This is a genomic window from Citrobacter sp. Cu096 (assembly GCF_030332285.1).
GTDB classification, from domain to species: Bacteria; Pseudomonadota; Gammaproteobacteria; order Enterobacterales; family Enterobacteriaceae; genus Citrobacter; species Citrobacter meridianamericanus.
Genome location: NZ_JAOWID010000030.1, coordinates 176,515 through 200,704 on the forward strand (window position 1 = coordinate 176,515; position 24,190 = coordinate 200,704).

Annotated in this window: 23 protein-coding genes, 4 tRNA genes and 1 pseudogene; 14 read left to right on the forward strand and 14 right to left on the reverse strand. The window is 50.9% G+C overall.

Annotation, left to right across the window (positions count from 1 at the left end):
* Positions 1-6: 6 nt before the first annotated feature.
* A complete protein-coding gene (locus OGX99_RS15155) occupies positions 7-741 on the reverse strand; it encodes a type 1 glutamine amidotransferase (protein ID WP_286544093.1) in 735 nt (244 codons plus the stop codon).
* A 13-nt stretch (positions 742-754) separates the two neighbouring features.
* Positions 755-2,047 carry a MocR-like B6 salvage transcription factor PtsJ gene (gene ptsJ, locus OGX99_RS15160; protein ID WP_286544096.1) on the reverse strand — a complete coding sequence of 431 codons (1,293 nt, stop codon included), beginning with the start codon at positions 2,045-2,047 and terminating at the stop codon, positions 755-757.
* 82 nt (positions 2,048-2,129) lie between these two features.
* Between ptsJ and pdxK the strand changes: the two genes are divergently transcribed.
* Both pdxK and OGX99_RS15170 read left to right on the forward strand, forming a co-directional pair.
* A complete protein-coding gene (gene pdxK / locus OGX99_RS15165) occupies positions 2,130-2,996 on the forward strand; it encodes a pyridoxine/pyridoxal/pyridoxamine kinase (RefSeq protein ID WP_286544099.1) in 867 nt (288 codons plus the stop codon).
* Positions 2,993-3,232: a cytoplasmic protein gene (locus OGX99_RS15170; protein ID WP_151217601.1), complete on the forward strand. Its 240-nt coding sequence runs from the start codon at positions 2,993-2,995 to the stop codon at positions 3,230-3,232. Before pdxK ends, OGX99_RS15170 begins: the two co-directional genes overlap by 4 nt.
* Positions 3,233-3,293: 61 nt before the next feature.
* On the opposite strand, the gene crr is transcribed toward OGX99_RS15170, so the two are convergent.
* The 5 genes from crr to cysZ all read right to left on the reverse strand — a co-directional run bounded on the left by crr (position 3,294) and on the right by cysZ (position 8,154).
* Positions 3,294-3,803: a PTS glucose transporter subunit IIA gene (crr, locus tag OGX99_RS15175; protein ID WP_000522253.1), complete on the reverse strand. Its 510-nt coding sequence runs from the start codon at positions 3,801-3,803 to the stop codon at positions 3,294-3,296.
* Positions 3,804-3,843: 40 nt separating this feature from the next.
* Complete coding sequence (gene ptsI, locus OGX99_RS15180) at positions 3,844-5,571, reverse strand: phosphoenolpyruvate-protein phosphotransferase PtsI (RefSeq protein ID WP_003038080.1); 1,728 nt, start codon at positions 5,569-5,571, stop codon at positions 3,844-3,846.
* Between the two features lie 45 nt (positions 5,572-5,616).
* Positions 5,617-5,874 carry a phosphocarrier protein Hpr gene (ptsH, locus tag OGX99_RS15185; protein WP_003038086.1) on the reverse strand — a complete coding sequence of 86 codons (258 nt, stop codon included), beginning with the start codon at positions 5,872-5,874 and terminating at the stop codon, positions 5,617-5,619.
* A gap of 383 nt (positions 5,875-6,257) precedes the next feature.
* Complete coding sequence (gene cysK, locus OGX99_RS15190; protein ID WP_151217599.1) at positions 6,258-7,229, reverse strand: cysteine synthase A; 972 nt, start codon at positions 7,227-7,229, stop codon at positions 6,258-6,260.
* A 163-nt stretch (positions 7,230-7,392) separates the two neighbouring features.
* On the reverse strand, positions 7,393-8,154 hold the full coding sequence (gene cysZ / locus OGX99_RS15195; protein ID WP_187253521.1) for a sulfate transporter CysZ: 762 nt from the start codon (positions 8,152-8,154) through the stop codon (positions 7,393-7,395).
* Positions 8,155-8,384: 230 nt separating this feature from the next.
* Between cysZ and zipA the strand changes: the two genes are divergently transcribed.
* From zipA to OGX99_RS15210, 3 genes are all read left to right on the forward strand, one after another.
* Positions 8,385-9,383 (forward strand): cell division protein ZipA, encoded by a 999-nt coding sequence (gene zipA, locus OGX99_RS15200; RefSeq protein ID WP_151217595.1) that lies wholly within the window; start codon positions 8,385-8,387, stop codon positions 9,381-9,383.
* 71 nt (positions 9,384-9,454) lie between these two features.
* A complete protein-coding gene (gene ligA, locus OGX99_RS15205) occupies positions 9,455-11,470 on the forward strand; it encodes an NAD-dependent DNA ligase LigA (protein ID WP_187253520.1) in 2,016 nt (671 codons plus the stop codon).
* Between the two features lies 1 nt (position 11,471).
* The gene (locus OGX99_RS15210; protein ID WP_003038102.1) at positions 11,472-11,690 is read left to right on the forward strand and encodes a DUF3820 family protein; all 219 of its coding nucleotides are present in this window, start codon (positions 11,472-11,474) and stop codon (positions 11,688-11,690) included.
* Here OGX99_RS15210 and OGX99_RS15215 read toward each other — a convergent pair.
* A complete protein-coding gene (locus tag OGX99_RS15215; RefSeq protein WP_210904502.1) occupies positions 11,687-12,685 on the reverse strand; it encodes a bile acid:sodium symporter family protein in 999 nt (332 codons plus the stop codon). The two genes, OGX99_RS15210 and OGX99_RS15215, sit on opposite strands and share 4 nt — an antisense overlap.
* 89 nt (positions 12,686-12,774) lie before the next feature.
* Between OGX99_RS15215 and OGX99_RS15220 the strand changes: the two genes are divergently transcribed.
* On the forward strand, positions 12,775-13,701 hold the full coding sequence (locus tag OGX99_RS15220; RefSeq protein ID WP_286544102.1) for a LysR family transcriptional regulator: 927 nt from the start codon (positions 12,775-12,777) through the stop codon (positions 13,699-13,701).
* 25 nt (positions 13,702-13,726) lie between these two features.
* Here OGX99_RS15220 and OGX99_RS15225 read toward each other — a convergent pair whose 3' ends face one another.
* Entirely contained in the window at positions 13,727-14,488 is a 762-nt protein-coding gene (locus OGX99_RS15225) for a nucleoside-specific channel-forming Tsx family protein (protein WP_286544105.1), read from the reverse strand.
* Between the two features lie 253 nt (positions 14,489-14,741).
* Here OGX99_RS15225 and xapA point away from each other — a divergent pair, with 253 nt between their 5' ends.
* From xapA to OGX99_RS15245, 4 genes and pseudogenes are all read left to right on the forward strand, one after another.
* On the forward strand, positions 14,742-15,575 hold the full coding sequence (gene xapA / locus OGX99_RS15230; RefSeq protein WP_151217587.1) for a xanthosine phosphorylase: 834 nt from the start codon (positions 14,742-14,744) through the stop codon (positions 15,573-15,575).
* A 56-nt stretch (positions 15,576-15,631) separates the two neighbouring features.
* Positions 15,632-16,888: pseudogene (locus OGX99_RS15235) on the forward strand (nucleoside permease).
* A gap of 57 nt (positions 16,889-16,945) precedes the next feature.
* Positions 16,946-17,104, forward strand: a complete 159-nt coding sequence (locus OGX99_RS15240) for a XapX domain-containing protein (RefSeq protein WP_003847305.1) — start codon at positions 16,946-16,948, stop codon at positions 17,102-17,104.
* A gap of 51 nt (positions 17,105-17,155) precedes the next feature.
* On the forward strand, positions 17,156-18,040 hold the full coding sequence (locus tag OGX99_RS15245; RefSeq protein ID WP_252837897.1) for a LysR family transcriptional regulator: 885 nt from the start codon (positions 17,156-17,158) through the stop codon (positions 18,038-18,040).
* Positions 18,041-18,189: 149 nt separating this feature from the next.
* Here the strand turns inward: OGX99_RS15245 and OGX99_RS15250 are convergent.
* Positions 18,190-18,265: transfer RNA gene (locus OGX99_RS15250), tRNA-Lys, on the reverse strand.
* Between the two features lie 4 nt (positions 18,266-18,269).
* Positions 18,270-18,345, reverse strand: a tRNA-Val gene (locus tag OGX99_RS15255).
* Between the two features lie 258 nt (positions 18,346-18,603).
* On the opposite strand from OGX99_RS15255, the gene gltX reads away from it, so the two are divergent.
* Positions 18,604-20,019 carry a glutamate--tRNA ligase gene (gene gltX, locus OGX99_RS15260; protein ID WP_151217583.1) on the forward strand — a complete coding sequence of 472 codons (1,416 nt, stop codon included), beginning with the start codon at positions 18,604-18,606 and terminating at the stop codon, positions 20,017-20,019.
* A 58-nt stretch (positions 20,020-20,077) separates the two neighbouring features.
* Here the strand turns inward: gltX and OGX99_RS15265 are convergent, their stop codons facing one another.
* Together OGX99_RS15265 and OGX99_RS15270 are read right to left on the reverse strand one after the other, a co-directional pair.
* Positions 20,078-20,470, reverse strand: a complete 393-nt coding sequence (locus OGX99_RS15265) for a MerR family transcriptional regulator (protein ID WP_286544110.1) — start codon at positions 20,468-20,470, stop codon at positions 20,078-20,080.
* Between the two features lies 1 nt (position 20,471).
* The gene (locus OGX99_RS15270; protein WP_006683575.1) at positions 20,472-20,834 is read right to left on the reverse strand and encodes a YfeC-like transcriptional regulator; all 363 of its coding nucleotides are present in this window, start codon (positions 20,832-20,834) and stop codon (positions 20,472-20,474) included.
* A 221-nt stretch (positions 20,835-21,055) separates the two neighbouring features.
* On the opposite strand from OGX99_RS15270, the gene OGX99_RS15275 reads away from it, so the two are divergent.
* A tRNA-Ala gene (locus tag OGX99_RS15275) sits at positions 21,056-21,131 on the forward strand.
* 42 nt (positions 21,132-21,173) lie between these two features.
* Positions 21,174-21,249 (forward strand) — tRNA-Ala (locus OGX99_RS15280).
* 143 nt (positions 21,250-21,392) lie between these two features.
* Here OGX99_RS15280 and nupC read toward each other — a convergent pair.
* Complete coding sequence (gene nupC, locus OGX99_RS15285) at positions 21,393-22,595, reverse strand: nucleoside permease NupC (RefSeq protein ID WP_151217579.1); 1,203 nt, start codon at positions 22,593-22,595, stop codon at positions 21,393-21,395.
* Positions 22,596-22,867: 272 nt separating this feature from the next.
* On the opposite strand from nupC, the gene OGX99_RS15290 reads away from it, so the two are divergent.
* Positions 22,868-24,178, forward strand: a complete 1,311-nt coding sequence (locus OGX99_RS15290; RefSeq protein ID WP_286544113.1) for an Nramp family divalent metal transporter — start codon at positions 22,868-22,870, stop codon at positions 24,176-24,178.
* Positions 24,179-24,190: the final 12 nt, after the last annotated feature.

Sequence of the window (24,190 nt, forward strand, 5' to 3'; positions counted from 1 at the left end):
CGTGTTTTATCCAGCCTGAGATGATCCATCGTTACGTTTTTCCACCAGCTTATCAAGGAATTGCCACAGCTTCTCATTCATCTGTTGGTAATCCCATGCGCGCATCTCTTCAGCAGAGCGGATGAAACGCTTCCCTTTGGCTTCGGCCAGCTCCTGCTCTGAGTGCTGAATTAATCCTTCGACCGCTTCGGCGGTAAATTCCATATGACACTGAAAACCATAGACGAAATTACCGTATTGTACGATTTGTCGCGGGCAGCCAACGCTTGTGGCGAGAATTGTCGCCTGGTCGGTTAATCCCGGCATATCGTTGTGCCAGTGACCGACGGTAAGCGGTGAACCAAAATGGCTGAACAACGGATGCTGTTGGCCTGCTTCGGTCAGGGCGATCGGGTAGTGACCAATCTCTTTTTCCGGGCTCTGGCATACTTTCGCGCCCAGCGCTTCGCCGATTAACTGCGACCCCAAACAGATCCCCACCACGATTTTACGTGCCGCAATCGCCTGGTTGATCAGATGCTGCTCGGCCAGAGCGTCAAAGTATGGACACTCTGCAAGCGTGGTCCGGGGTGACTGCGGACCGCCAAATAACACCAGCATATCGAAGCCATCGGCGTTAGCGGGAACCTTTTCTCCGGCGTAAACGTGCGACCAGGTGATGGTATAGCCGCGTGATTCGGCCCACGGCAGATACGCGCCAGCAGATTCAAAGGACTCATGAATAACAAAATGAACTCGCACTTTTTCTCTCCTGTTAGCGCTTTAGCGCCTGATGGATATCACTCGCCAGCTTATCAATGTCGCTGTCTGATAATGTTGACAGCGTAATGCGCAGGCCGTGCGCAGGGGTATTAACGCCAAATACTTCGCCTTCGCGTACCAGCCAACCGGATTTTGCTAGCGCAAAAGCGGTCGCCTGGCTGTTATCTTCCAGCGGCAGCCACAGATTGAGACCATCCCCGACCGGCAGCGCAATGCCATGTTGCAGTAGGGCGGCCGTCAGCTTTTGCTGCTGGGCGGCGTAAAATTGCTGGGTTTGTGCCAGCGTATGCTGGTAATCCTTGTCACTAAGACAAGCGCAGACTAAATCCTGAAGCAAATGGCTGACCCACTGACTGCCGGAGTTGAGCCTCAAACGCAGTTTCCCGGAAGTGAGCGGATCGCTGGCCACAATGGCCAGACGTAAATCCGGGCCTAACGTTTTAGACATCGAACGGACAACAGCCCAGTGGGTGGTTTCTTTCGCAATCACTGGATACCAATGGCAAGCGGACAGCAGCGCAAAGTGGTCGTCGACGATTACCAGCGTCTGCGGATAACGGGCCAGGATTTCCTGCAATTGCGCCGCGCGGGATGCGCTCAGGCTGCATCCCGTCGGGTTATGAGCGCGCGGCGTCAGAATCACCGCCCGTGCGCCTTTCTGTAGCGCAGTTTCCAGCATGTCTGGTTGCATGCCTTCGTGGTCAACGTTGACAGGGTTTGCTGAGAATCCGGCATAACGCAGCATGTTAATGCTGCTCAAAAAGCATGGATCTTCTACGACAACGCTATCACCAGGCAGTAAATGTGCGCACAGCAGACGTTCAATGGCGTCAATAGCGCCGCTGGTGATATCGATTTCTCCCTTGCCTGGGACTGCTTCCTGCATCCATTGCGTGGCCCACGCCTTAAGATCGGGGGATACGGCGGCATCGCCGTATAAACGCGGATTCTTATTTATTTTCACGAAATAACGGCTAAGGTCTGGAAGACGCGAAGGCGCTGGATTACTGCCGGAAAGATCGACAAGCGCGGTATCCGGATTGCCACCTTCCAGCGCAACGGGGGTAGAAATTTCTTTGATCACCGTGCCATTGCGTCCAAGGCTCTGCGCCAGTCCGGAGGTGACAAGGCGTTTATAAGCCGCCGCGACAGTATTACGGTTAACGTTCAATGCTGTTGCCAGTTCACGCACTGGCGGCAATGTTTCTCCTGCTGCCAACGTGCCTGTAGCGACATGTTGACGAATACTGTCAAAAATTTCGTTAGCGGTTTTTCCGTCGATCATTATTGACCTATGACAAAATGAATTTTAGCATATGACGATAATAGTGAGGCGTAAGCCCGCTGTCCAGCGAGAGGAGAGATTTATGGAGCAGGGGAGTGATATTCAGTCAGTGCTCTTCGACGACAAGCATCGGGCGCTACAGACCGATATCGTCGCCGTCCAGTCACAGGTGGTGTATGGCAGCGTAGGCAACAGCATCGCCGTTCCGGCCATTAAAGCGCAGGGATTACGCGTGACGGCAGTCCCAACGGTGCTGTTCAGCAATACCCCGCATTATGAAACCTTTTACGGCGGTATTATTCCGCCCGACTGGTTTAGCGGGTATCTCCGCGCCTTAAATGAGCGCGATGCCTTACGCGAGCTGAAGGCGGTGACCACGGGCTATATGGGTAGCGCAGAGCAAATCGCTCTGTTAGCAAAGTGGCTGAAAACGTTACAGATTACGCATCCAGGACTGTGCATATTGGTCGACCCAGTGATGGGCGATACGGACAGCGGCATGTACGTAAAAGCCGAAATTCCGCAGGCCTACCGTCAGCACCTGCTGCCGCTGGCTCAGGGGTTGACGCCGAATGTGTTTGAGCTGCAAATGCTGAGTGGAAAACCATGTAGTACGCTTGATGAAGCCATAACGGCGGCGCAATCTCTGCTTACCGAAACGCTGAAATGGGTAGTGATTACCAGTGCGCCGGGGAATACCGAAGAGATTATCAACGTTGCGGTGGTAACGGCTGAAACGGTTGAGGTGCTCGCACATCCGCGGGTGAAAACAGATCTGAAGGGGACTGGCGATCTGTTTTGTGCTGAGCTGGTGAGCGGTATTGTATTGGGTAAAAGGCTGACAACTGCGACGCACGATGCTGCACAGCGTGTGCTGGACGTGATGACGTGGACGCACCAGTGCGGTTGTGATGAGTTAATTTTGCCACCGTCAGGGGAGGCGCGATGAAGAGTTACCGGCTGGTGGTTCGCCAGAATGGGCGTATGGTTGGACATTTTGATACCAGCGGGATAACGGCGCTGGAAGATATCTGCGTGGCGCGGGCTATGTTCGGGATTGCGGGTGGTTACGACTGTGAGCTGTTAGTGGCGGATTCGGAACGACGCATGCTGGAGAGCGGGCCGGAGGGCATGAAAATCCTGATGCGTGAGGCGTATTATCGACCGATGACCACACACATTTAATGGCGGATGAGGTGTATAAAAAAATGGCGCCAATCGGCGCCATTCTTCTCTGCGGCAAGAATTATTTCTTGATGCGGATAACCGGAGTTTCACCCACGGTCACGCTACCGGACAGTTTGATCAGTTCTTTGATTTCGTCCATGTTGGAGATAACAACCGGAGTCAGGGTAGACTTGGCTTTTTCTTCCAGCAGCGGCAGATCGAATTCAATAACCGGGTCGCCCACTTTCACGCGCTGACCTTCTTCAGCGATACGCTTAAAGCCTTCGCCTTTCAGTTCAACGGTATCAATACCGAAGTGAACAAACAGCTCAATGCCGCTGTCGGATTCGATAGAGAAAGCGTGGTTGGTTTCAAAGATTTTGCCGATGGTGCCGTCTACAGGGGCAACCATTTTGTTACCGGTTGGTTTGATAGCAATGCCATCACCAACGATTTTTTCAGCAAAAACTACATCCGGCACGTCTTCGATGTTGACGATCTCGCCAGAGAGCGGAGCAACAATCTCAATAGTTCCGGTGTCTTTCTTATCATCAGAAACCAGAGATTTCAGTTTATCGAACAAACCCATGATCTTCTCCTAAGCAGTAAATTGGGCCGCATCTCGTGGATTAGCAGATTGTTTTTTCTTCAATGAACTTGTTAACCAGCGTCATTAACTCGTCCGTTGTCGGTTGAGCAAGAGCCTGCTCTGCTAACACCTTCGCATCTTCGAAGTTCGTGTTACGGATAATCTTCTTAATGCGCGGGATAGAAATGGCGCTCATAGAGAATTCGTCCAGACCCATCCCCAGCAACAGAAGTGTAGCACGTTCGTCGCCTGCAAGCTCACCACACATGCCAGTCCATTTGCCTTCAGCATGAGAAGCATCAATAACTTGCTTGATCAGCGTCAGCACAGATGGCGACATCGGTTGGTAAAGGTGTGAAATCATATCATTACCACGGTCAACTGCCAGGGTGTACTGCGTTAAATCATTGGTGCCGATACTAAAGAAATCAACTTCTTTGGCTAAATGACGTGCAATTGTTGCCGCAGCCGGTGTTTCCACCATCACGCCAATCTCAATGCTTTCGTCAAATGCTTTACCTTCGTCGCGCAGTTCCTGTTTGTAGATTTCGATCTCTTTGCGCAGTGCGCGCACTTCTTCAACAGAGATGATCATAGGGAACATGATGCGCAGTTTGCCGAAAGCAGAGGCGCGCAAGATAGCGCGAACCTGGTCACGCAGGATCTCTTTACGATCCATGGCGATACGTACGGCACGCCAGCCCAGGAACGGGTTCTCTTCTTTCGGGAAGTTCATATACGGCAGCTCTTTATCACCGCCGATGTCCATGGTACGGACGATGACCGCCTGAGAGCCACAGGCTTCAGCTACGGCTTTATACGCAGCAAACTGTTCTTCTTCAGTCGGCAGCGATTCACGGTCCATGAACAGGAATTCGGTGCGGTACAGACCCACACCTTCGGCGCCATTACGCTCAGCGCCTTCAACGTCACGAACGGTACCGATGTTGGCGCAGACTTCAACCTGATGTCCGTCCAGCGTGATAGCGGGGAGATCTTTCAGCTTAGCGAGTTCCGCTTTCTCGGTCGCAACCTGCTCCTGAACGGCGCGCAGTTGTTCAATAACGTCGTTGGTCGGATTGACGTAAACCTGGTTGTTTACGGCATCCAGAATCAGATAGTCGTCGTTTTTAACCTGAGAGGTGACGCTACCCGTACCGACGATGGCAGGCAGTTCCAGAGAACGCGCCATGATAGAGGTATGGGAAGTCCGTCCACCCGCGTCAGTAATGAAACCCAGCACCTTGTTCAGGTTCAGCTGTGCGGTTTCTGACGGGGTCAGGTCTGCGGCTACCAGGATGACTTCTTCCTGAATAGCGCTGAGGTCGATAATTGCCAGACCCAGAATGTTACGCAGCAGGCGTTTACCGATGTCACGTACGTCGGCCGCACGTTCTTTCAGGTATTCATCATCCAGCTCTTCCAGGGCAGTGGCCTGTCCTTCGATAACTTCATGCGCAGCTGCATCAGCCGTCATGTGCTTATCTTTAATCAGGGCTATGATTTCCTGCTCCAGCTCCTCATCTTCGAGCAGCATGATATGCCCTTCAAAGATGGCTTCTTTTTCTTCACCGAACGTTTCACCAGCTTTGGTTTTGATCGCTTCCAGTTGCGCAGATGCCTTGGCACGACCGCTCAGAAAACGTTCAACTTCCTGATCAACCTTGTCGGCAGAAATTTTTTTCCGGTCAATGACGATCTCGTCTTCTTTCAGCAGCAATGCTTTACCGAAAGCGATACCCGGGGATGCTAAAATGCCTGAAATCATAACCCTACCTTACTTGTGACTGATATTTAAAAGAACTCGTTGAACTTACTCGAGTTCAGCCATCAGTTTAACCAGATGCTCAACTGCTTTCTGCTCGTCTTCACCTTCTGCGGACAGGGTAACAACGGTACCCTGAGTCAGGCCCAGAGTCTGCAGTTTAAACAGGCTTTTGGCGCTAGCGCTTTTGCCGTTGGAAGTCACAGTAATATCAGAAGTAAAGCCTTTTGCTTCTTTAACAAACTGAGCAGCAGGGCGAGTATGCAGACCGTTCGGAGCGGTAATGGTAACTTCTTGCTGGAACATTATATTTCCCCAACTTATAGGTTTAGTGTTGTGGAACTAAAGTCTAGCCTGGCGGTTCAACTTTAGCCTGTATTGTTAGCATCGGCGTAAACTGGACGCGACACAAAAGGAGTTCGGTGCAATCCGTTGCTGGCAACTTCTTGCCGCTGACGTTTCGTTCGTCATTAAACATTATGCCGCGAAAGGAAGAGTTGAACCAAATCATAAAATCGATTCAGCTAGCGCTTTTCCTGTAACGATTAATTTCGCGCATCAAAATAATTAGCTTGGTTAAATACCAGTTCTGGAGGGTTGAATCAATGCCAGGCGAGTTGAAACTTTGAAGCAGACCACAAAAAAGCACCCAAAAGGGTGCTTTTTTACGCGTTTTTAACATGCTGGCATTACTGTTGCAGTTCTTTCTCTGTGAAGAGATCGGCAAACAGTGCAGTGCTCAGATAACGCTCACCCGATGACGGTAGAATAACCACTATATTCTTATTGGTAAAGGTTTCATCTTCCTGCAGCTTAAGCGCGGCAGCAACGGCTGCACCAGAAGAGATGCCCGCCAAAATACCTTCTTCTTCCATCAGGCGACGCGCAGTAGAGATTGCCTCATCATTGGTGATGGCGACGACTTTATCGATAAGCTTCAGATCGAGGTTGCCTGGAATGAAGCCCGCGCCAATTCCCTGGATTTTATGTGGGCCCGGTTTCAGCTCCTCACCCGCCAGCGCCTGGGCGATAACCGGGGAGTCGGTCGGCTCTACCGCGACGGTGATCAGATCCGTTTTACCTTTGGTGCCTTTAATGTAACGGCTTACGCCAGTCAGCGTACCACCGGTACCTACACCGGAAATAAAGACATCAACCTGACCATCGGTATCTTCCCAGATTTCCGGGCCGGTGGTTTTTTCGTGGATTTCCGGGTTCGCCGGGTTGCTGAACTGCTGCAGCAGCAGGAATTTTTCCGGATCGCTGGCGACAATTTCTTCAGCTTTCTGGATTGCGCCCTTCATCCCTTTTGCGCCTTCAGTCAGGACCAGATTCGCACCCAGAGCCTTCAACAGCTTGCGGCGCTCAATGCTCATTGTTTCCGGCATGGTCAAGGTCAGTTTGTAGCCACGGGCGGCAGCAACGTAGGCCAGTGCTATCCCTGTGTTGCCGCTGGTTGGCTCTACCAGTTCAACGCCAGGTTTCAGTACACCACGTTTTTCGGCATCCCAAATCATATTGGCACCGATACGGCATTTGACGCTAAAGCTGGGGTTACGTGATTCCACCTTCGCCAGAATGCGTCCGTTACCGATACGGTTCAGTCGAACCAGCGGCGTATGACCGATAGTCAGCGAGTTATCTTCAAAAATCTTACTCATGGCCTGTCCTTAACTGTATGAAATTGGGATACCGCTTCAGCATACCTGTTGAGAATGTATGGGGAAGTAAGGAATTCGCATATCTATATGCTGATGAGAAATAATGCTTTGCAGTATGGAATAAGAGCGGGCATAAGCCAGCCCGCTTTTACACATTTTTGCATTACTTCCATAACGCATGCTTATCACGATAGCAGTCTACCCACATCGCCGTGGCACCACAAACTGCCACCGGCATGATGAACAGATTGAGTACCGGAATCATGGTAAACAGGCTGGTCAACGCACCAAACTGCATATTGGTCACCTTACGCGTGCGCAGCGCGACGCGCATTTCCTTAAAAGGAACTTTGTGGTTATCAAATGGATAATCGCAGTATTGAATAGCCAGCATCCATGCGCTGAACAGGAACCACAGTACCGGGGCGACGGTCTGCCCAATGCCCGGAATAAAATAGAGGATCAGCAACACGAAAGCGCGCGGGAGATACCATGCCAGCTTTTGCCATTCACGTTTCATAATGCGCGGAAGGTCTTTCATGATGCCGAGAACGCCTGTATCGGGAGGCGTTGCGCCCGTCAAGCGCGCTTCCAGCTGTTCCGCCAGCAGGCCGTTAAACGGCGCAGCAATCCAGTTGGCAAGGGTGGAGAACAGGTAACCGAACACCAACAGTACGGAGAGGGTTACAATCGGCCACAGTAAATAGCTGAGCCACTGTAGCCAGTCAGGGACGTGGCTCATCAGCGCGGGGATCCAGCTACCGAGTTGAGTAAATAACCACCAGAATGCGCCGCCCATCAGCAGGATATTCACCAGTAAAGGCAGAATAACAAAACGACGAATACCTGGTTGGGTGATGAGCTTCCATCCCTGGGAAAAGTAATAAAGGCCGCTGCGAGGTACAACTGCAGATGATGAAACCATGGTCAGGACATACTCCTTGTTATAAAAGCTCTGGTAAACTTTGCGTATCTTACCGGGTTGTTGAGCGTTAAGCTGTTCGGAAATGTTCGAAAAAACAGCAAAAAGCACAATTTTGTTCATCTTTATGCTGTGAAAGCCAAGAGTACACTTGCACTTGGCGTAATCGACAAATACTCTTAGTGAGTAAATGTTTGCCGTGGTGGCAAGGTGTTAGAACAACAGAGAATATAATGATGCAGGATTTGCGTCTGATATTAATCATTGTTGGCGCGATCGCCATAATCGCTTTACTGGTACATGGTTTTTGGACTAGCCGTAAAGAGCGGTCTTCTATATTCCGCGATCGCCCACTGAAACGCATGAAGTCTAAACGTGAAGACGAGGATTCGTTCGACGACAACGTCGAGGAAGACGAAGGCGTGGGCGAAGTTCGCGTTCATCGTGTGAATCATGCTCCCGGTAATGCGCAGGAACATGGTGTTCCTCCTCAGTCGCCGCAACACCAGTACCAGCCGCCTTATGCGTCTGCTCAGCCGCGTCAACCCGCGCAGCAGCCTGCGCAAGCGCCGGTACCGCCGCCGCATGTTCAACAGCCGCAGCCTGTGCAACCGCAGCAGCCGGTGCAACATCAGCCTGTTCCGCAGCAACCTGTCCAGCAGCCGATGCAGCATCAGCCCGTTGCGCCTCAGGTCCAGCAGTCCGTGCAGCCAGCGCCGCAGACCTTCCAGCCAGCAGAGCCTGTCGTTGAACATCAGCCGCAGCCTGAGCCGGTCGTTGAAGAAGCGCCTGTTGCAGAAAAACCGCAGCCTAAAGAGACGGTCATCATTATGAACGTTGCGGCTCATCATGGCAGCGAACTCAACGGAGAAGTGCTGCTCAATAGCATTCAGCAGGCCGGTTTTAAATTTGGCGATATGAATATTTTTCATCGTCATTTGAGCCCGGATGGCAGCGGTCCGTCGCTGTTTAGCCTTGCTAATATGGTTAACCCGGGGACATTTGACCCCGAAATGACAGGCGACTTCAGTACTCCTGGCGTAACTATTTTTATGCAGGTTCCGTCCTATGGGGACGAGCTGCAAAACTTTAAGCTGATGCTGCAGTCAGCACAGCACATTGCCGATGAAGTTGGCGGTGTGGTGCTCGACGATCAACGTCGCATGATGACGCCGCAGAAACTGCGCGAGTATCAGGACCGCATCCGCGAAGTTAAAGAATCTCGCGCCTGATTTTCCTCTGGCGTGACATCTCCTTGCTAAACCCCCGCCTGTCGGGGGTTTTTTATCATTGATGGTGCGATATGGAATCAATCGAACAACAACTGACTGAACTGCGAACCACGCTTCGCCATCATGAGTATCTCTACCATGTGATGGACGCGCCGGAAATTCCCGATGCGGAATACGATCGTCTGCTGCGCGAACTCCGCGAGCTGGAAGCGCAGCATCCGGACCTTATTACACCCGACTCGCCAACACAACGCGTTGGTGCCGCTCCGTTAACGGCGTTCAGCCAGATTCGCCATGAAGTGCCCATGCTGTCGCTGGATAACGTATTTGATGAAGAGAGTTTTCTCGCCTTCAACAAACGCGTACAGGATCGGCTAAAGCGTACGGATAAGCTGACCTGGTGCTGTGAGCTGAAGCTTGACGGGCTGGCGGTGAGTATTCTCTACGAAAACGGTGTACTGGTTAGCGCCGCAACGCGCGGCGATGGCACCACCGGGGAAGACATCACCTCAAACGTGCGTACCATCCGCGCGATCCCGTTAAAACTGCACGGCGATAACATTCCGACACGTCTGGAAGTGCGCGGTGAGGTGTTCCTGCCGCAGGCCGGATTTGAAAAAATTAACGACGAAGCCCGCCGCACTGGTAACAAAGTGTTTGCTAACCCACGTAACGCGGCGGCTGGGTCATTGCGTCAGCTCGATCCACGTATTACAGCGAAGCGACCGCTTACTTTCTTCTGCTATGGCGTTGGCGTACTGGAAGGCGGTGAGCTGCCTGATACCCATCTGGGTCGTCTGCTGCAATTTAAAGCGTGGGGACTGCCGGTGAGCGACAGAGTGGCGCTTTGCGACTCTCCGGAGGAAGTACTTGCTTACTATCATAAGGTTGAAGAAGACCGACCGACGCTGGGATTCGATATTGACGGCGTGGTGATCAAAGTCAACTCCATGGCCTTGCAGGAACAACTGGGTTTTGTTGCCCGCGCGCCGCGCTGGGCGGTGGCCTTTAAGTTCCCGGCTCAGGAGCAGATGACCTTTGTCCGCGATGTTGAGTTTCAGGTTGGACGTACAGGGGCAATTACGCCCGTTGCCCGCCTTGAGCCAGTGCAGGTGGCCGGGGTGCTGGTCAGTAACGCAACGTTGCATAACGCTGACGAAATAGAACGGCTGGGTTTGCGTATTGGCGACAAAGTCGTTATTCGCCGTGCGGGCGATGTCATCCCGCAGGTGGTGAATGTCGTACTTTCCGAGCGTCCGGAAGATACGCGCGAAATCGAGTTTCCAACCCATTGTCCGGTTTGTCACTCTGATGTTGAACGGGTGGAAGGCGAAGCAGTTACTCGTTGTACCGGAGGTTTAATCTGCGGGGCGCAGCGTAAGGAATCGTTGAAACACTTCGTTTCTCGCCGGGCGTTGGACGTTGACGGCATGGGCGACAAAATTATCGATCAACTGGTCGAGAAAGAGTATGTCCACACGCCTGCGGATCTCTTCACGTTGACCGCCGGTAAGCTGACCGGTCTTGATCGAATGGGGCCGAAGTCGGCGCAAAACGTAGTGAATGCGCTGGAAAAAGCGAAAGAGACCACATTTGCTCGTTTCCTCTATGCGCTGGGTATTCGTGAAGTCGGCGAAGCTACAGCTGCAGGTCTGGCGGCATATTTCGGCACGCTTGAGGCGTTGGAAGCGGCCTCTATTGAAGAGCTGCAAAAAGTGCCGGATGTCGGCATCGTGGTAGCGACGCACGTGTTTAATTTCTTCGCCGAAGAAAGCAACCGTGAGGTGATAGTGCAACTTCTGGCGCAAGGGATCCACTGGCCTGCGCCGGTGGTTATCAACGCTGAAGAAATCGACAGCCCGTTTGCCGGCAAAACGATTGTGCTGACCGGGAGCCTGAGCCTTATGTCGCGCGATGATGCCAAAGCTCGACTCACCGAGCTGGGCGCAAAAGTGGCGGGGAGCGTGTCGAAGAAAACCGATCTGGTGATAGCTGGGGAAGCGGCGGGTTCGAAGCTGGCAAAAGCGCAGGAGTTGGGCATTGCAGTGATCGACGAAGCTGAAATGATCCGCTTGCTGGGTGCTTGAGATGGAAAAAGAGCAGCTGGTAGAGATCGCCAATACCGTCATGCCCTTTGGCAAATATAAAGGGCGTCGGCTGATTGATGTCCCGGAAGAGTATCTGCTGTGGTTTGCCCGCAAGGATGAATTTCCGCCGGGCAAACTTGGGGAGCTGATGCAAATCACGCTGCTGATTAAAACTGAGGGGCTGACGCAGCTGGTTCAGCCCCTGAAACGCCCACTTTAGGCCTTCGCGGCGCGGCTCTTCTGCTGCGCCTGCAGCGCGTCCGTCTGTTGTTTGTAGCGACGCGCCAGCACGGCGCACACCATCAGCTGAATTTGGTGGAAAATCATCAATGGCAATACCATCATACCGATCACCGACGTCGGGAACAGGATGTTTGCCATGGGGATCCCATTCGCCAGACTTTTCTTCGATCCACAGAATACAATCGTGATTTCATCGGCTTTGCTGAAACCGCATTTGCGCGCAACAAAGACGTTAATAGCAATCACGATGGCCAGCAATATGATGCTGACAACCACGATAAACAGCAGTGATCCCACCCCTACTTTGTGCCAGATCCCATTAACCACGGCTTCACTGAAGGCGGAGTAAACCACCAGTAAAATGGAAGATTGATCCGTTTTTGCAATCCATTTTTTATGCTGTGACACCCAGTTGCCAATCCACGGTCGCGAGAGATGACCCAGCACGAACGGCAGCAGCAGCTGCAGCATGATTTTCCCTACCTGTTCCAGGCTGCCTTCTGCGCCATGCATATTCATGACCAGGCCTACCAGCAGTGGCGAAAGAAAAATACCCAGTAAGCTGGAGGCCGAAGCTGAACACACGGCGGCGGCAACGTTACCACCTGCCATTGAGGTAAAGGCGATAGCCGATTGCACCGTGGCTGGCAAAATACACAGATACAGGAATCCGGTGTACAGCATCGGATCAACGTTGACGGGGGCCCACCAGGCGAACAGAACGCCCAGCACCGGGAAAACAACAAACGTGCTGCACATTACCCACAGATGCAAGCGCCAGTGGCTACCGCCGGCAATAATTGCGTCACGAGAGAGCTTGGCCCCGTGCATAAAAAACAGCAGGGCAATGGCGGCGGTGGTCAAGCCTTCAAAGAAAGGCACAAAGCCACCTTCGGCCGGGAAAAACGACGCCAGCAAAACGACGGTAATCAGCGTTATCGTGAACGGATCAAGAATACGAAAAAGTTTCATAAAGACTCCTGAAATTCGGTAGCAACATTTTGCGTTTTTCCGTTTGAGAAATAAAATTGATTTATTGCATCCATATATGAATCGAATAGATGAATTACTCTCTGCGTCAGTTGCGTATCTTTGTCACCGTCGCCCAGGCCAAAAGTTTTAGCCGGGCGGGCGATATTATTGGCTTAAGCCAGTCGGCGGTCAGCCATAGCGTTAAAGAGCTTGAAGCTCAGACGGGGGTGCGCTTATTGGACAGAACAACGCGGGAAGTGGTGCTGACGGAAGCCGGACACCAGCTGGCGACGCGGCTGGAACGTATTCTGGATGAGCTGCACAGCACGCTGCGCGAAGCCGGTCAGGTGGGAACGCAGTTAACCGGTACAGTACGGGTTGCCGCCAGCCAGACAATCTCTGCTCACCTTATTCCGCAGTGTATTGCCCAGAGCAATCGGCTTTATCCGGCAATCGATTTTGTGCTGCATGACCGGCCACAGCAGTGGGTACTGGAGAGTATTCGCCAGGGAGAAGTAGATTTTGGTATTGTGATTGATCCCGGGGCAGTGACCGATCTGCAATGTGAAGCCGTACTGTCCGAACCGTTCCTGCTGCTGTGTCGCCAGGATCATCCGTTGGCCCAACGTGAGTGGGTAAACTGGCAGGATTTGTACCACGAACGTCTGGTGTTACAGGATTACGCTTCCGGCAGTCGACCGCTGATCGATGCGGCGCTGGCCCATTTCTCCATTGATGCCAATATTGTTCAGGAGATTGGTCATCCCGCCACGCTGTTCCCAATGGTTGAAGCGGGGATTGGCATCAGCGTGCTGCCCGCGCTGGCGCTCCCCTTACCGCAGGGGAGTCATCTGCAGGTTAAGCGCCTGACGCCGGTTGTTGAACGGCAGCTGATGCTGGCTCGACGTAAAAACCGCTCTTTATCAACCGCGGCTCAGGCGCTGTGGGATGTGGTGCGTATGCAGGCCAGTGCATTAACCGCCGGTCGTGCCCGCGATCCGCTGTATCAGATTTAATTATCTGTCCGACTGGGTTAATGTGTTAGAACAAGTATTTAAGAGAATAAATAATACCATCCTGCAGGAATGATTCTCCCAGTTTATTATCTGCGTAACGATACTGAATACCTGCGGTAAGATGCGGCGTCGCATTCCACCAGAAAGCGACTGCGCCGTTGATTCCGTCCTTACCGCCATTACCTGCCGCGTAGGTTTCATTGCGGTCAAATTCGTATTCGTTCCAGTTCGTTACGCTGAATTTCTCGCTGCCGAGCGAGAAGCTATATCCGGCCACCCAGCCCATTACATAACCATTATCCCCAGTATAATATGTCTGATCGGTATAACGTTTGGCAAAGAAGGGCTTAAACCAATACCCATTGCCTGTGAAATTATAACCTAACCCATAGAGAAACATATCATCATGGAAGTTAGCACGATTCGGCGAACCATAAGTTCCGTAAGCATGGAGATAGAGGTTTAACCCTGTATCACCAAGATAGATACGGTTGGTATTTTTGAAAGTGTAACGCTGTTCGCTGCCGGGTTTAGCGTGACGGCCATTGTAGAAATTCTCCCAATCGAAGAAGCCGTACATTTCTCCCCAGCTAAAGTTCGCTCCGCCTTCAAGCTCCAGATACCCAAAGTCATCTTTGTGTGATTTTTTACTGGTTTTTTCTGTAGTCTCTGATGTCCAGTCGAGATAATGCAGGCCGATATCGGCAAATCCACTTTTATATTCCGCATGGGATGGTGCGGGAATAATGAGTAAAGATGAGAGTGTCAGAGTAAAGAATTTTTTCATAGCATATTTCCCTATGCCAATAGTTATTAACAGGTTAATTAAAAAAGTGATTTATAAAAATATAAACAGCATATTGTTAAGATAAAGAGTAGATAACTACCAATACTGTTTTGCCTCTTTATTAATACAGAAGCGATCTAAATCCATCGATATCAAATGACTATTGATAGCACGTGAAAAGTGTATTGGTCAGCACAGGTCGAAGGTCGTTATAAAAAGGAGTCAAATTTAAACCGATAGAACAAGGATACTTATGTCTCACGCTCTTTTTTCTCATAATCCTGAGTATTGTGTTGATATTATTCGTGCATATGCACCGGAATTTACCCCGCGAATCGCGTTTATTTTGGGTTCTGGCCTGGGTGCGCTGGCGGAGCAAATTGAGAATGCGGTCGCCATCTCCTATGAAAAACTTCCAGGTTTTCCTGTGAGTACCGTTCACGGTCATGCTGGAGAACTGGTACTCGGTCATCTGGCGGGTGTTCCTGTTGCTTGTATGAAAGGGCGTGGGCATTTTTATGAAGGTCGGGGTATGACGGTTATGACTGACGCCATTCGCACCCTGAAATTGCTGGGTTGTGAAGTATTGTTCTGTACAAATGCGGCAGGATCACTGCGTCCTGAAGTTGGCCCAGGAAGTCTGGTGGCGTTGTGCGATCACATTAACACTATGCCGGGTACGCCGATGGTTGGAGCGAATGATGAGCGTTTTGGCGATCGCTTTTTCTCGCTGGCAAATGCTTACGATGCAGATTACCGCGCCATTCTTCAGGTCGTTGCGGCAGAGGAGGGATTCCCCCTCACCGAAGGCGTATTTGTTTCTTATCCGGGTCCGAACTTCGAAACTGCGGCAGAAATACGCATGATGCAGATTATTGGCGGCGATGTGGTCGGAATGTCAGTGGTGCCGGAAGTTATTACCGCACGTCATTGTGGTCTCAAGGTCGTTGCCGTCTCTGCGATCACCAATCTGGCGGAAGGGTTAGGAGATGTAAAACTGTCCCATGCTCAGACGCTGGCTGCGGCTGAGCTGTCCCGTCAGAACTTTATTAATCTGATTTGCGGTTTTTTACGCAAATTAGCCTAAACACACAATAACAAAGGCTCCTTTTGGGAGCCTTACCTCACGGCAAGGAATAAAAAATGGGTATTACGTCCCGCTTAAAAATCATGTCGTTTTTGCAATATTTTATCTGGGGTAGCTGGCTGGTTACCCTGGGTTCTTACATGATTAACACCCTGGATTTTACCGGCGCGAATGTGGGTATGGTCTACAGCTCGAAAGGGCTTGCCGCGATTATTATGCCGGGAATTATGGGGATCATCGCCGATAAGTGGCTGCGTGCCGAGCGCGCTTATATGCTGTGCCACCTGGTGTGTGCTGGCGTGTTGCTATACGCCACAACCGTTACCGATCCATAGACCATGTTCTGGGTAATGTTGGTTAATGCGATGGCGTATATGCCGACAATTGCGCTATCGAACAGCGTCTCATATTCATGCCTTGCACAATCGGGTCAGGATCCGGTCACTGCGTTCCCGCCAATTCGTGTGTTTGGCACGATAGGTTTTATTGTTGCTATGTGGACGGTCAGCTTAATGGGACTGGAGCTGAGCAGCGCGCAGCTGTATATCGCTTCAGGCGCATCACTGCTGCTGGCTCTGTATGCGCTGACGTTGCCAAAAATACCGGTTGCGGAGAAAAAAGCGTCCGCCACGCTTGCCAGTAAACTGGGGCTGGATGCGTTTGTGCTGTTTAAAAATCCGCGCATGGCAATTTTCTTTTTGTTTGCCATGATGCTGGGGGCGGTGCTGCAAATCACCAACGTCTTTGGCAATCCGTTCCTGCATGATTTTGCCCGTAACCCTGAGTTTGCCAACAGCTTTGTGGTGAAATATCCCTCCATTTTGCTGTCAGTTTCGCAGATGGCGGAAGTGGGTTTTATCCTCACTATTCCATTCTTCCTGAAACGCTTTGGCATTAAAACAGTGATGCTGATGAGTATGCTGGCGTGGACGCTGCGCTTTGGCTTCTTTGCCTTTGGCGATCCGTCTCCGTTTGGCTTTGTGCTGCTGCTAATGTCGATGATCGTTTACGGTTGTGCGTTTGATTTCTTCAACATCTCCGGCTCGGTATTTGTCGAGCAGGAAGTTGATTCAAGGATTCGCGCCAGCGCCCAGGGGCTGTTTATGACGATGGTAAATGGCATTGGCGCGTGGGTGGGTTCAATCCTGAGCGGGATGGCGGTGGACTATTTTTCTGTCGATGGCGTCAAGGATTGGCAAACTATCTGGTTGGTGTTTGCTGCTTATGCTTTGGCACTGGCAATTGTTTTTGCGTTGTTCTTTAAATATCAACATCATCCAGAAAAATTGTCGACTAAATCATTGGCTCATTAAAATTATTTAACTGGCGAGGGGATGCTCGCCAGCTCATTTCACAAACAAGGATTTCACGTGAAAGAAATCATTCTATCCTCAGGCATTGGGTTTGGCATTGGGGCATTATTTACTTTATGCCGAATACCTATTCCTGCACCAAATGTTTTACCCGGGGTTTTATCTATTGTGTTTATGTATATTGGGTATCTTGTCGTTAAATCTATTTTTTACTAAGCAATGTGGTAGATTCCAGACGTTATCCCTTATTCCTGGAGTGTAACAGTGATGGAACGAGCTCACCGAATCGATCTGAAGTTATTGCGTTATTTTCTCGCTGTTGCAGAAGAGTTGCATTTTGGCCGGGCTGCTGCCCGGTTAAATATGTCACAACCCCCTCTGAGTATTCATATCAAAGAACTTGAACAGCAACTTGGTACCTTGTTATTTATTCGCCATTCTCGCAGCGTTGCGTTAACTCATGCCGGGAAAATTCTGATGGAGGAGTCGCGTCGTTTGTTAGCCAATGCAAATCAGGCTATGGCGAGAGTGGAGCAGATTGGTCGCGGCGAAGCGGGGCGTATTGAATTGGGTGTGGTTGGTACGGCACTGTGGGGAAGAATGCGTCCCGCAATGCACTATTTTTTGAAAGCAAATCCCAATGTTGAAGTACTGTTTCGCGAAAAATCGCCAGGTATGCAAATGGCGTTATTAGAGCGTCGGGAGCTCGATGCAGGGATATGGCGTATGGCAATTGAACCAACGGTTGGTTTTACCAGCTTACGTCTGCATGAATCTTCATTCATGGTTGCAGTACCGGAAGATCACATTCTGGCCTCCAGGGATTCTGTTCCTCTGGCGGCGCTGCGCAACGAATATTTTGTCACGCTGCCGTCCGTACATTCCGATTGGGGATTTTTGCAACGTGTATGTCAGCAGGCGGGCTTCTCGCCAATGATTATTCGTGAGGTTGTTGAGCCCCAGACAGTGCTGGCAATGATCAGTATGGGAGTCGGGATTACGTTAATGGCTGATGGTTATGCACAAATGAGCTGGCCTGGCGTGGTATTCCGGCCATTAGAGGAACGTATTCCGGCGGATTTGTATATTGTCTATGAACAGCATCAGGCCACGCCAGCGTTAACGAAGTTGATTGATGCTTTGGTCGGGTAAGCAGTGCAGGATGACTCGCTTGCTCGCCCTTCGGGCCGTCACCGTAAACGGCTCCGTTGTTTCGCTGCGCTCAACACCGAACCTGCTGCAGGTTCGAATCTTAAAAATCGCAGATAGCAAAAAGGCGCCTTTAGGGCGCCTTTTTACATTGGTGGGTCGTGCAGGATTCGAACCTGCGACCAATTGATTAAAAGTCAACTGCTCTACCAACTGAGCTAACGACCCGAAGTGGTGGGTGATGACGGGATCGAACCGCCGACCCCCTCCTTGTAAGGGAGGTGCTCTCCCAGCTGAGCTAATCACCCCCGCTGTGTGGAGTCGCATTATAGGGAGAGTTGAAAATGAGTCAACGCATTTTCTAAAGAAATTGTTCGTTCGTCGTAAATTTAAACAAAACGATCGCAAAACAATCCATGTCGCATGATTTGTATACGAAAATGGCAAAGCGTGATGTTCCAACCTGAACAACATTGAGGAATCAGACCACGGTGATAGAATACGAGCCTGATAATCTTCCCTGGATTTGCCGGTTGTCGGCATCTTTATAAACGTAAGGCCATTTCATGAAAATCAAAACTCGCTTCGCGCCAAGCCCGACAGGCTACCTGCACGTCGGCGGTGCGCGTACTGCTCTTTATTCCTGGCTTTTTGCACGCAACCATGGCGGTGAGTTTGTGCTGCGTATTGAAGACACCGATCTCGAACGCTCCACTCCGGAAGCTATTGAAGCCATTATGGATGGCATGAACTGGCTGAATCTGGAATGGGATGAAGGCCCATACTTCCAGACCAAACGTTTTGATCGTTACAACGCGGTTATTGATGAGATGCTGGAAGCGGGTACCGCGTATAAATGCTACTGCTCCAAAGAACGCCTGGACGCGCTGCGTGAAGAGCAGATGGCGAATGGCGAGAAACCGCGTTACGACGGCCGCTGCCGTCATGGGCATGAACATCACGACGCGGATGAGCCTTGCGTGGTGCGTTTTGCCAACCCGCAGGATGGTTCCGTTATTTTTGACGACCAGATCCGTGGGCCGATCGAATTCAGCAACCAGGAGCTGGACGATCTGATCATCCGCCGTACCGACGGTTCCCCGACCTACAACTTCTGCGTGGTGGTTGACGACTGGGATATGGAAATCACCCACGTTATTCGTGGTGAAGACCATATCAACAACACCCCGCGTCAGATTAACATCCTGAAAGCGCTGAACGCACCGGTGCCGGTTTACGCACACGTGTCGATGATTAACGGCGACGACGGTAAAAAACTATCCAAACGTCACGGTGCAGTCAGCGTCATGCAGTATCGCGACGACGGTTATCTGCCGGAAGCGCTGCTGAACTATCTGGTGCGTCTGGGCTGGTCCAGCGGCGATCAGGAAATCTTCACCCGTGAAGAGATGATCAAACTGTTCTCCCTGGGGGCGGTGAGCAAATCTGCGAGCGCGTTCAATACCGAAAAACTGCAGTGGTTGAACCATCACTATATTAATGCGCTGGCGCCAGAATATGTGGCGACACATCTACAATGGCACATTGAGCAGGAAAATATTGATACTCGCGTGGGGCCGCAGCTGTCAGAGCTGGTTAAACTGCTCGGTGAGCGCTGCAAAACGCTGAAAGAGATGGCACAGAGTTGCCGCTATTTCTACGAAGACTTTGCTGAGTTTGATGCTGATGCTGCGAAGAAGCACCTGCGTCCTGTAGCGCGTCAGCCGCTGGAAGTGGTTCGCGACAAGCTGGCTGCGATTAGCGATTGGACGGCAGAAAACGTGCACCACGCGATTCAGGCAACCGCTGATGAGCTGGAAGTGGGGATGGGTAAAGTCGGGATGCCGCTGCGCGTAGCCGTTACCGGTGCGGGTCAGTCCCCGGCGTTAGACGTCACGGTGCATGCGATTGGTAAATCCCGCAGTATTGAGCGCATTAATAAAGCGCTGGCGTTTATTGCTGAGCGTGAAAGCCAGCAGTAAGACCGACTGAACGATGAAACACAACGGCAGGAGCGCATCCTGCCGTTTTTTTTGCCTGTTATTCAGACTCATCAATCCCTAATCGGGCAAGAAAATTGCGAATACCTTCACGTGAGATAAACTGCCATAACTTTTCTTGTTCCGTTGGCGACATGTTGTCCAGTGCGCTGATTATCTGCCGACAGGCGTGACTACGCATAACGTGAGTGTATTCTGCCAGCGGTTCTTCAGCCTGATAAACGTCAGGTACTTTGCGAAAAGCCGGAATATTGAGCAGAAACGTGCGGACGTTGGAGTCGATATGAATCAGTCTTGCACGACCACCTTTAACGCCGGGAAACTTTTCGGTGGTCCAGTTTTGTTCTCTGATCCAGCGATTGACGGTTTGTTTGGCAACCCCGAGACATTCAGCCAGTTCTTCGGTCGTCATTTTGCTGCGTAATTTTTTCATATTATTTGTTTTCGCGGATCCCTAAGCGTTGTAGTAAACCCGTAATGCCTTCACGCAGGATCAGTGACGTAAACATTTTCTGTTCTGACGGCGTCATTTCTTTGGCGAGCCTAATCAGTAGCGCCTCAATAGAGGTATCACCGGATAACGATAAATTGTCTGATAAGCCTTCGGCTGAACGCTCAGCGCTGCGAATGTATTCGCGAACTTGTTCGGTGACGTGAACCAGTCGGGCTTTACCGCCCTGAACGCCAGGTTTAGGTGATGTAGCCCAGCCTTCCTTGCGCACCCATTTATTGATGGTTTGTCGGCTGTATCCGGTCAGATTAGCTAGCTCTTCTGGCGTCATCCGTTCCTTGAACATAACGATTCCCTGAATAGTCGTGGGGTTAATTAGTGGCTCATTTTATAGCACCATTTTAGTAGAAACCGTGACGCGTTTAACTACTGAATGCGAGTTGTTACGCAATGTTCTTCATTTGACTGCTTTTTCAGCGATTGAATTCTATGAGTTAATTTTGCCGTTGACACACGCGAAGGGAATTCATATGATGCCGCCCGTCAACTCGACAAGCTTTACGTAATGGGGCTATAGCTCAGCTGGGAGAGCGCTTGCATGGCATGCAAGAGGTCAGCGGTTCGATCCCGCTTAGCTCCACCAAATTTTATCCCAATAAATTTGGCATATACGTAAAAGCATCGTGGGGCTATAGCTCAGCTGGGAGAGCGCTTGCATGGCATGCAAGAGGTCAGCGGTTCGATCCCGCTTAGCTCCACCAAAATTTAAACCCTCGCTGAAAAGCGGGGGTTTTTTGTTTCTGTATCCTGTCGGTTTTTACCTGGTATCTCCGGTTTGCTGAATAGCAGGCATAAAAAAGCCGGGGAAATTCCCCGGCCTTATTACTACGACGTTGTCTTACGCTTACAGCACCAGTGCTGCGATAGATGCAGACAGTACGCTCACCAGCGTAGAACCGTATACCAGCTTCAGACCAAAGCGGGAAACCACGTTACCTTGCTCTTCGTTCAGACCTTTAATCGCACCGGCGATAATACCGATAGAAGAGAAGTTAGCGAAGGAAACCAGGAACACAGAGATGATGCCTTCAGCGCGTGGAGAGAGCGTAGCGGCGATTTTCTGCAGATCCATCATTGCAACGAATTCGTTAGAAACCAGTTTTGTCGCCATGATACTACCTACCTGCAGCGCTTCGCTGGACGGCACACCCATTACCCATGCAACCGGATAGAAGATGTAACCCAGGATGCCCTGGAAGGAGATGCTGTAGCCAAACCAGCCGGTTACGGTGGCAAACAGGGCGTTCAGGGCAGCGATCAGCGCGATGAAACCAATCAGCATCGCCGCAACGATAATTGCCACTTTGAAACCCGCCAGAATGTATTCACCCAGCATTTCGAAGAAGCTCTGACCTTCGTGCAGGTTAGACATCTGGATGTTTTCTTCGCTGGCATCAACACGGTAAGGGTTGATCAGCGACAACACGATAAAGGTGCTGAACATGTTCAGTACCAGCGCCGCAACAACGTACTTCGGCTCCAGCATGGTCATGTACGCGCCGACGATAGACATGGAAACGGTAGACATCGCCGTTGCAGCCATGGTGTACATACGGTTGCGAGACATTTTGCCGAGAATATCTTTATAGGCGATAAAGTTCTCAGACTGACCCAGGATCAGAGAGCTGACGGCGTTGAAGGATTCCAGCTTGCCCATACCGTTCACTTTGGAAAGCAGGTAACCAATTGCGCGGATGATAACCGGCAGCACACGGATATGCTGAAGGATACCGATCAGGGCGGAGATAAAGACGATAGGGCACAGTACTTTCAGGAAGAAGAATGCCAGGCCTTGATCATTCATGCTACCGAAGACGAAGTTCGTCCCCTCGTTGGCAAAACCGAGCAGTTTTTCGAACATTTCGGAGAAGCCTTTTACGAAGCCCAGGCCGACGTTGGAGTTCAGGAAGAACCACGCCAGTAACACTTCAATAACAAGCAGTTGAATAACATAACGAATGCGAATCTTTTTACGGTCACTGCTTACCAGCAGCGCAAGGATCGCAACAACGGCCAATGCCAATACAAAATGAAGGACGCGGTCCATATTTGCTCCAAATATGAGGCAGGTTTAGTTTTCGTGCACATTCTATGTAACAACCATAAAGAAAACGAGATCAAACACACACTATAGTAAGGACCTGTGACGAGATTCAAAATTAGTGATCGGTGATACACTTCCGTTATGCTTGGTATCTAAGTGAAAAGTTATGTCATTGTGCTAATCTATAACAATAATTAAACATCTTGCCGTTTTTTCCTGAATCCTTATCGATCCATAGACCAACACTATCAGAGAAATCAACTTCACCCATTAAAATGAATTTGATAATCATTCTCAATAGGCGTAGCTTGAAATATAGCAAAGGCTATGTTTCTGAGGCATTAAAAATGACTAACGATCGCGTTGAGAGTAGCAGTGGACGGGCTACGCGCAAGTTGAAGCTCGCATTAATGGGACCTGCGTTCATCGCGGCGATCGGCTATATCGATCCAGGTAACTTTGCTACCAATATCCAGGCTGGGGCCAGCTTTGGTTATAAACTGCTGTGGGTAGTGGTATGGGCAAACCTGATGGCGATGCTGATTCAGGTGCTGTCGGCAAAACTGGGTATTGCCACGGGTAAAAACCTGGCGGAGCAAATTCGCGATCACTATCCCCGCCCGGTGGTGTGGTTCTACTGGGTGCAGGCTGAAATTATCGCCATGGCGACAGACCTTGCTGAATTTATTGGCGCGGCAATTGGCTTCAAGCTGATCCTCGGCGTTTCGTTATTGCAAGGGGCCGTGCTCACCGGTATCGCGACGTTCTTAATTCTGATGCTGCAGCGTCGCGGACAGAAGCCGCTGGAAAAAGTGATTGGCGGCCTGCTGCTGTTTGTGGCTGCTGCTTATATTGTGGAGCTGGTTTTTTCCCAACCGAACTTTGCGCAGCTTGGTAAAGGGATGATTATTCCCAGTCTGCCTAATTCTGAGGCGGTATTCCTCGCCGCTGGCGTGCTGGGCGCGACAATTATGCCGCACGTTATTTATCTGCACTCTTCCTTAACCCAGCATCTGCACGGTGGAACGCGACAACAGCGCTATGCAGCCACAAAATGGGATGTGGCCATCGCCATGACGATTGCTGGATTTGTCAACCTGGCGATGATGGCGACGGCTGCAGCCGCGTTTCACTTTAGTGGACATACCGGTATTGCCGACCTGGATCAGGCGTATCTGACCCTTGAACCGCTGTTAAGTCACGCTGCGGCGACGGTGTTCGGTTTAAGTCTGGTGGCCGCAGGGCTCTCTTCCACTGTGGTCGGTACGCTGGCGGGGCAGGTGGTGATGCAAGGGTTTATCCGCTTTCACATTCCCTTATGGGTTCGCCGGACTGTTACCATGATGCCATCATTTATTGTGATTCTGATGGGATTGGATCCGACGCGTATTCTGGTAATGAGCCAGGTATTGCTCAGTTTCGGTATTGCGCTGGCGCTGGTGCCACTGTTGATTTTTACCAGCGACAGTCAACTGATGGGCGATTTAGTTAACCGCCGGTGGGTGAAACAGCTGGGCTGGGTGATTGTGGTACTGGTGGTGGCACTCAATATCTGGCTGCTGGTGGGAACCGCGCTCGGTTTGTAAAAACAAAAGGGC